Here is a 7,106-nt window from a genome sequence, read left to right as displayed (position 1 = left end):
GTCAGGAGGTGCTCGACCTCCGTGCCCTGGTGCTCTCCGCGCGCTGGGACGCCGCCATGGCTCTCACGCTCGCCCCCCTGCGTGCTCAGGTCCACCGGACTGCGTGATCAGGATGGGAGCCAGACCCTTCTACGGTTGAGCTTGGAGCGGCTTCAACAGCCCTGCTCGGTCCAGCAACTCTCGCACCCGCTCGGCCAGCGCGACGTGCTTCGGATTGCTCACAGTGAAGCGCTCGGGGGTAAGGACGATCAGCGTGCCCTTGTCTTCTACCTGCTCGATGGCCACAGGGGCAGGTAGTGGGGGGACCGTGCCGATGCGGCGCGAGAGGTAAGTGATCCATCCCAGGGAGAAGGGCGTCGTGTCGGGCTCCCGTTGTTGTCGCTCGTATGCGCTCGACGTGGCGAACGCCCAGTCTGGTTCCCATGAACGCACCATGATGCGAACTACTTTAGTTAGCACCGACACGGTGAGCACCCTGTCCGCATTGGAGCCACGCCACGGCATGGTCAATACACAATGGTTGGGAACTGCATCCGAGTTCATGCCGCCATTGACGCGCATCGTTGCGCAATCTCCAGTGGCCCCTCCATTGTCGAACGAAAAGCGAAAGCCCAGTTCCTCGATAGCTGGCCCTCCAGGCTCACGGTTAACACCGCGCCGGAACAACTCGGTGAGGGTTGGCACATCGGGAGGCATCAGGGGCGCGCGCGCGTCCTTGCGTGACTTGGAGGGTTTGTACCAATGCGCGAGAAAAGGGTCGCACGCTGCCAGGAGGTTGAGAAAGGCCGCTGTGCGATGAGCGCAAGCCTCGGGCGACTCCTTGCGCGCGCCCCAATAGGCACCCGCGTAGTAGGTCTCAGGATAATTCTCCGGTGCGGGAGTGATGGTCACTGGTAGATATCCTCAGAGTGCAGGCGTGTGCACGACTTCAATTCCCCTGATCTTCGCTTCATTGAGCAACAGGCGAATGGCATCCGCGGCGCGCATCTCCGCAACATGCCACTGGATGGGGGTGCCCGTACTCCGAACGCGACTGAGCTGCCTTTGAGCTTGGTCGATGAGTCCCTGATCACCCGAGTGGCGAAACCACTCCTTGGGCTCCAGTCCCTCGAAGAACTTCGCATAGCCTGGCCCTTTGGCCTCCAGCAGCACCCCATCCTTGAACCCATCGAACTTCACGCCTCCGCTGTTGGGGCCCACGCCACCGACCCAGTACGCCTCATCCGCCGAATGCCCGGTGATTTGCTCCTGGTAGCGCCGGGCACGCGCGGACATCGATTCGTTCGCGGGCCCCCACTGCCCAGGCCCCTGGGCAGGCGCTCCTCCCTTCGAGGCGGCGTTGGCCCGCTGAAGGATGATGGCCGCCCCGGGCCCGCCGCTCAACACCGATGCCGCGCGCCCTGCTGGCACCGCGACGCGCTCCAACGCCAGCACGCCCTCCGCTGACAGTGAGAGCACCGGCACCGTGGCCTCCGCCCCCACCGCCAGTCCCTTCAGGGTCCGCGTCGTCGTCGAGGCCGTGCCCCAGGTGGCGAACACGCTTGTTGCCAGCCGCGCCACTTCGCGAATCTGCTCGCCCTGCGTCATGAACTGGAAGCGCTCCCAGTACGCAGGGGACGAGGAGATGAGGGCCGCCAAGCCGGCCGGCAGGTTGCCCAGCGCCGCGATGCTGTCCACGGGGCGGGACAGGAGTTGTCCCAGTGTGTAGTACAGCTCCACGAAGGCGTCCTCGGCCCCGTCCAGCGAGCGGTTGACGACGTCCCCGTCGTCGTACACCTCGGCCAGGGGCCGCCAGTCCGAAGCCTGGAGCCGAGCGTCCACGACGCGGAAGACGCCGCCCTTGCCGCTGTAGAAGCGCCCCAGCTCGAAGCCGTGCGCTCGGAAGGCGCCGTCCTTCCACTCGACGGGCGCCACCTTCTGCTGGGTGCGCCCATCGAGGGCCCACGCGAGGTAGCCGTCTGGCCGGAGGACGGCCACCTGCTCGCGGCTGAAGCGCTTCACCCGGCGCAGCAGCTCCTCGCGGGAGACTTCGCCGCCTTCCAGCACCTCGCGCAGCAGGAAGCCCGCCGCCATGCGCGGCGGGAAGGAGCCCAGCGTCACCGGCTTCTGCATGAGCCGGCCCAGCACCTCCACCGCATCGTCCTGGGTGAAGGGGTTGTGCCGGAGGGGCAGCTCGTCCAGGTCGTCCAGGCCCGCGAGCACCAGCAACTTCTCGAAGGCGTCCACCTCTAGGAGGCCCATCTGCACCACCAGTCGCGTCCGCTCGCCCTGGCTGGTGGTGATGAGGGCCGTCCCTGCCGGCACGCGCGTGGGGCGGCGGCGGTGGGTGCGCTCGTCCTCGTCGTCGTCTTCCTCGGCGGACGGCGCTGCGCGCGCGGAGCCCCTTCCGTCCGCAGGGCTTGAATACGAGGGCAAGGCCCCGGCGCGTTGCTGGAAGGAGCCCCGGCGCGCGGGCCCCACCCCTCCCACGCACCCGGTGGAGAGGAGGGCCACGCTCAACAACAGCCACGTGCTAGCGCGCATCGTCCACCCCCAGGCCCACCGAGGCGAAGGCTCCCGGCCACAGCGTCCCTTCCGCCGTGGGGAACAGCAGCGTGCCCCCTGGTCCGTCGCGTACAGCTTCCCCTCGAGGAAGTGCCACAAGGGAGATGCGCTGCTCCTGGCGCTCGCGGGAGGCGGGGGTGGGGTGGGCAGGGACGGCAGTCCTCAGCAACAGGACGAGAAGGGCGGCAAGTCGCGGCAACGGAGGCTCTCCAGCGCGACACCCTACCAGGCGAGGAAACCCCCATCGTCTGGGAAGGTCGTCGAGGCCTCCATTACAGGTGAGGCGCGGCTACCTCGCCTTGCGAGTCGGGCCGCCGCGAAGCCCGCGTCCGCTCCGAGTGCCACGGCCACCAGCACCGCCACCACGGGCACGCGGGCGGACTGTCGGCGCAACTCTGCGTTCTCCTCCTCCAGTCGCCGCACCTCCCGGGCCGTGAGGATGCAGCGCTCCGTGGACAACCAGCAATCCTCGGACACCGTCACCAAGTGTGTCGCTGACGGTCATCCAGGAACCGATGGGGCACGCGACCATCGAGATGACGAACCGTTATGCCCAGCTCAGTCCCGAGGTGAAGCGAGACGTGGTTCAAATCCTCGACACGCTTTGGCTGGCGTGGGGCGATACAAGGGCAACGGCCATGGGGCAAAAATGAAAGGGCCCGTACCCCCTGAGGATTACGAGCCCGTTCAAGTGGAGGCGGAGGGAATCGAACCCGCTGCCCGGCTATTCGAACACGCCGATGCCTGGGTCGTTGCCACCGGGCTTCACGGGCTTCGTGGGCCGGGGCGGCGGCGCGACGCGCACCGGCTCCAGCCGCACGTTCACGCGCTGCTCCGCCGTGTCAGCGAGCCGGCTGTAGTCCAGCGTCTTCTCCTGGTCCTGATGTCCGGCGAGCTTGAAGCGCAGCTCGGTGGCCTTGGAGCGCGGCATGAGCAGCCTGGTGGGCGTGGTGCCAATCTGCACGTCGCCATCGAAGATGGCCGCGCCGGACGGCGTGGAGGTGAACTCCACCGTCACGTCCTGCGGCAGCGCCGCCGGAGGAGGCGTCGTCGGGGGCTCCTGCACCCGCGTGGGCGGCGGCGCCTCCACGGGCGCCTTCGGAGGCGTCATCGCCACGGGCGGCGGTGTCGGCGCCGTGTCACCCCCGCCGCGCGTCATCACCACCGCCACGCCCGCGCCAATCAGCAGCAGCGGCACGCCGATGAGCGCCGCCTTCACGCCCCCGGACATGCCCTTGGGCGGCGGCGGAAGCTCCGGCTCCACGGCGCGGGGGGCGGGCGGACGGGGCCTGTTCGCGGCCGCCGGCGCCGCGCCGCTCACGTTGGACGTCCCGCGCGGCGCGGGGGCCTGCGCTCCCGCCGGCGTGGTCCCCCGGGGCGGAGCCAGGCCCACGCGCGAGCCCGTCCTGCCCGTGGCCGGCGCACGGCCCGCGCGGCTGCCCGAACCCAGCCGGCTCCCTGAGCCCGCCCGGCTTCCCGAGCCCGCCCGGCTGCGGCTGCCCGTCCCTCGCTCGGCACCGGGCGTGCCTCCCGTGGGGTGCGCGTCCAACTCCTCCGGGGACAGGCCCTCCACCGCGTCCAGCAGCGCGTCGATGAACTCCTGCGCGTTCTGGTACCGGTCCTCCTTCTCCGGCGCGAGCGCCTTGGCGAAGAAGGCGTCCAGCTCCGGCGGCACCGGCGCGCCCTGGCGCTTGCTGTTCACCGGGGGCACCGGCTGTGTCAGCGACGCCGTCAGCGCCTTGCGCACCGTGTTCGCGCCGTAGGGCGAGCTGCCCGTGAGGCAGAAGTAGAGCACGCCCGCCATCGAGTAGAGGTCGGAGCGCTGGTCCACGGACTCGCCGCCGGCCTGCTCGGGCGGCATGTACTGCGGGGTGCCCAGCACCTGGCCCGTGGAGGTCAGCTGCTCCTCCTCGTCCTGCTCCAGCGCCTTCACCAGGCCGAAGTCCAGCACCTTGACGAAGTCCTTCCCGTCGAGCGCCTGGACCATGATGTTGTGCGGCTTCAGGTCGCGGTGGACGCAACCCTCCTCGTGCGCGTGCGCCAGCCCCAGCGTGGCCTGCTCCAGCAGGTTCACCGCGCGGCGCAGCGTCAGGGGCCCTTCGCGCTTCACCAGCTCCTTGAGGCTCTCCCCCTTGAGGAGCTCCATCACGTAGTAGCAGGTGCCGTCCGCCGCCCGGCCGAAGTCGAAGATGGTGATGACGTTCGGGTGGCGCAGCCGGCTGGCGATCTCCGCCTCGCGGCGGAAGCGCTCGAAGAACTGGGGCGCCGCCGCGAGCGACGGGTTGAGCGTCTTCACCGCCACCGGGCGCTGCACGGACGTCTGCGTGGCGCGGAACACCATGCCCATGCCGCCCTGGCCCAGGACGCTCTCAATCTTGTAGCGGCCGTCCAGCACCTGGCCCAGGAGCTGGAGACTCTGCGCCGCGCACAGGTGATCTTGACCTTCGGTACTACCGCAGTGGGGGCAGGGAGCAGCCATGGGTGGCGGGAGTATAGGCAAGCCCCGCCTTCTGCCCAACCGGGGAGATGTGCTCCCTGGGCGGTCAGGCAGGCATCAGGACCGTTCCCGTAGGGCTTGCCGGCTGTTATCTCCCCCCTCCGCCATGAGCCTCGTCATCGCCCAGGACATCAGCCTCGCCTACGGAAAGAAGGTCCTCTTCGACGAGGACAATTTCACCCTCGGTCCCAGGGACCGGGTGGGCCTGGTGGGGGCCAACGGGACGGGCAAGTCCTCCCTGATGAAGATCATCGCCGGGGTGAGCCAGCCGGACGGGGGCACCGTCCAGTACAGCCGCCGGGCCCGGGCGGGCTACCTGCCCCAGGAGATCGCCGGCCTGCCGGAGGGGACGGTGGTGGAGGCCGTCATGAGCACCGTCCCCGGCCGGGACTCGCTGGAGGCCCGGCTGAAGGACACGGAATCCGCGCTCTCCTCCACCACGGACGAGGAGGAGCAGCTGGAGCTGGCGCAGACGCTGGCGGACCTCCACGCGGAGCTGGACGACTTCGAGAACCGCTACGGCCGGCACCACGCCGAGCGCATCCTCAAGGGCCTGGGCTTCAAGGACGAGGACCTGGCCAAGCCCACCCAGGCGCTCTCCGGCGGGTGGCGCATGCGCGCGGCGCTCGCGGGCCTGCTGCTCCAGGACCCGGACCTGCTGCTCCTGGACGAGCCCACGAACCACCTGGACGTGCCCACGCTCGCGTGGTTCGACGGGTTCCTGCGCCGCTCCAACAAGGCGATGGTGCTCATCTCCCACGACCGCGACTTCCTCAACCGGCAGATCAACCGGGTGGTGTCGCTGGAGATGGAGGGCGTGCGCGAGTACGCCGGCAACTACGAGGACTACAAGCGCCAGCGCGCGGAGGAGATGGTGCTCCTCCAGGCCCGGGCGGAGAAGGTGGAGCAGCGCCGCGCGGAGCTGCAGAGCTTCATCGACCGGTTCGGCGCGAAGGCCACCAAGGCGAAGCAGGCCCAGAGCCGCGCGAAGATGCTGGCCAAGCTGGAGAAGGTCCAGGTCCTGGAGGAGCGCCAGACGATGAAGTTCCGCTTCCCGGAAGTGGAGCGCTCCGGCCGGGACGTGGTGCTGATGGAGGGCATCAGCAAGCGGTATGGCCCGCTCACCGTCTATGACGGGCTGAGCGCGCGCCTGGAGCGGGGCCAGCGCATCGCCGTGGTGGGGGCGAACGGCGCGGGCAAGACGACGCTGCTCAAGCTGGTGGCGGGCGAGCTGGCGCCGGACAGCGGCCAGGTGGCGCTGGGGCACAACGTGGTGGTGGGCTACTACGCGCAGCACCACGCGGACAAGCTGGACCGCCGCAACACCATCATCGAGGAGGTCCGGCCCCTGGCGGCGGACAAGCCGGAGAGCTACGTGCGCGGCGTGCTGGGCGCGTTCCTCTTCAGCGGCGATGACGTGGACAAGCCCATCGGCGTGCTGAGCGGCGGCGAGCGCGCGCGCGTGGCGCTGGCGAAGCTGCTGCTGGTGCCGTCCAACTTCCTGCTGATGGACGAGCCGACGAACCACCTGGACCTGGACTCGTCGGAGATGCTGATCGAGGCGCTGAAGCTGTACGGCGGCACGCTCCTGTTCGTGAGCCACAACCGCAGCTTCATCAACAACCTGTGCACGCACGTCTGGGAGGTGGCGGACGGCAAGCTCACGTCGCACCCGGGCAACCTGGACGAGTACCTCTACCACCAGGAGCAGCTGCGCCTGGCGGCGGAGGGCGCGGACACGGGCGCGTCGAACGGGAAGGGGGCGGCGGCCACCGGGCCGGTGTCGGAGAAGGACCGCAAGCGGATGGAGGCGGAGGCCCGCCAGCGGCGCTCCGTGGTGGAGGGCCCCATCAAGAAGGAGATCGCGAAGCTGGAGGAGCGCATCGCGAAGGTGGAGGCCGAGCAGAAGGACCGCGAGACGCAGCTGGCGGACCCGGTGCTCTACAACGACTTCGCCCGGGCGAAGCCGCTGATGGACGCGCACCGCACGGGCAAGGAGGAGCTGGAAGACCTCTATGCCCGGTGGGAGGCCGCGCAGGAGAAGCTGGCGGCGGCGCAGGCATAA

General features: G+C 69.4%; 5 protein-coding genes. 2 read left to right on the top strand and 3 right to left on the bottom strand.

What is annotated here, in order from left to right:
• Nucleotides 1–129: 129 nt before the first annotated feature.
• Both U8525_RS30565 and U8525_RS30560 read right to left on the bottom strand, forming a co-directional pair.
• Nucleotides 130–891, bottom strand: a complete 762-nt coding sequence (locus U8525_RS30565; protein WP_374270233.1) for an immunity 52 family protein — start codon at nucleotides 889–891, stop codon at nucleotides 130–132.
• A gap of 12 nt (nucleotides 892–903) precedes the next feature.
• A complete protein-coding gene (locus U8525_RS30560; RefSeq protein WP_374270232.1) occupies nucleotides 904–2,523 on the bottom strand; it encodes a Tox-REase-5 domain-containing protein in 1,620 nt (539 codons plus the stop codon).
• A 509-nt stretch (nucleotides 2,524–3,032) separates the two neighbouring features.
• On the opposite strand from U8525_RS30560, the gene U8525_RS30555 reads away from it, so the two are divergent.
• Nucleotides 3,033–3,197 carry a hypothetical protein gene (locus U8525_RS30555; protein WP_374270231.1) on the top strand — a complete coding sequence of 55 codons (165 nt, stop codon included), beginning with the start codon at nucleotides 3,033–3,035 and terminating at the stop codon, nucleotides 3,195–3,197.
• A 71-nt stretch (nucleotides 3,198–3,268) separates the two neighbouring features.
• Here U8525_RS30555 and U8525_RS30550 read toward each other — a convergent pair whose 3' ends face one another.
• A complete protein-coding gene (locus tag U8525_RS30550) occupies nucleotides 3,269–4,891 on the bottom strand; it encodes a serine/threonine protein kinase (protein ID WP_374270236.1) in 1,623 nt (540 codons plus the stop codon).
• A 256-nt stretch (nucleotides 4,892–5,147) separates the two neighbouring features.
• Here U8525_RS30550 and U8525_RS30545 point away from each other — a divergent pair, with 256 nt between their 5' ends.
• Nucleotides 5,148–7,106 carry an ABC-F family ATP-binding cassette domain-containing protein gene (locus tag U8525_RS30545; RefSeq protein WP_374270230.1) on the top strand — a complete coding sequence of 653 codons (1,959 nt, stop codon included), beginning with the start codon at nucleotides 5,148–5,150 and terminating at the stop codon, nucleotides 7,104–7,106.

The sequence above is a fragment of the Corallococcus sp. RDP092CA genome, assembly GCF_041903675.1.
Classification (GTDB): domain Bacteria; phylum Myxococcota; class Myxococcia; order Myxococcales; family Myxococcaceae; genus Corallococcus.
Note: the sequence above shows the minus strand (reverse complement) of the source record. Positions and strands in the feature narration are given on the sequence as shown.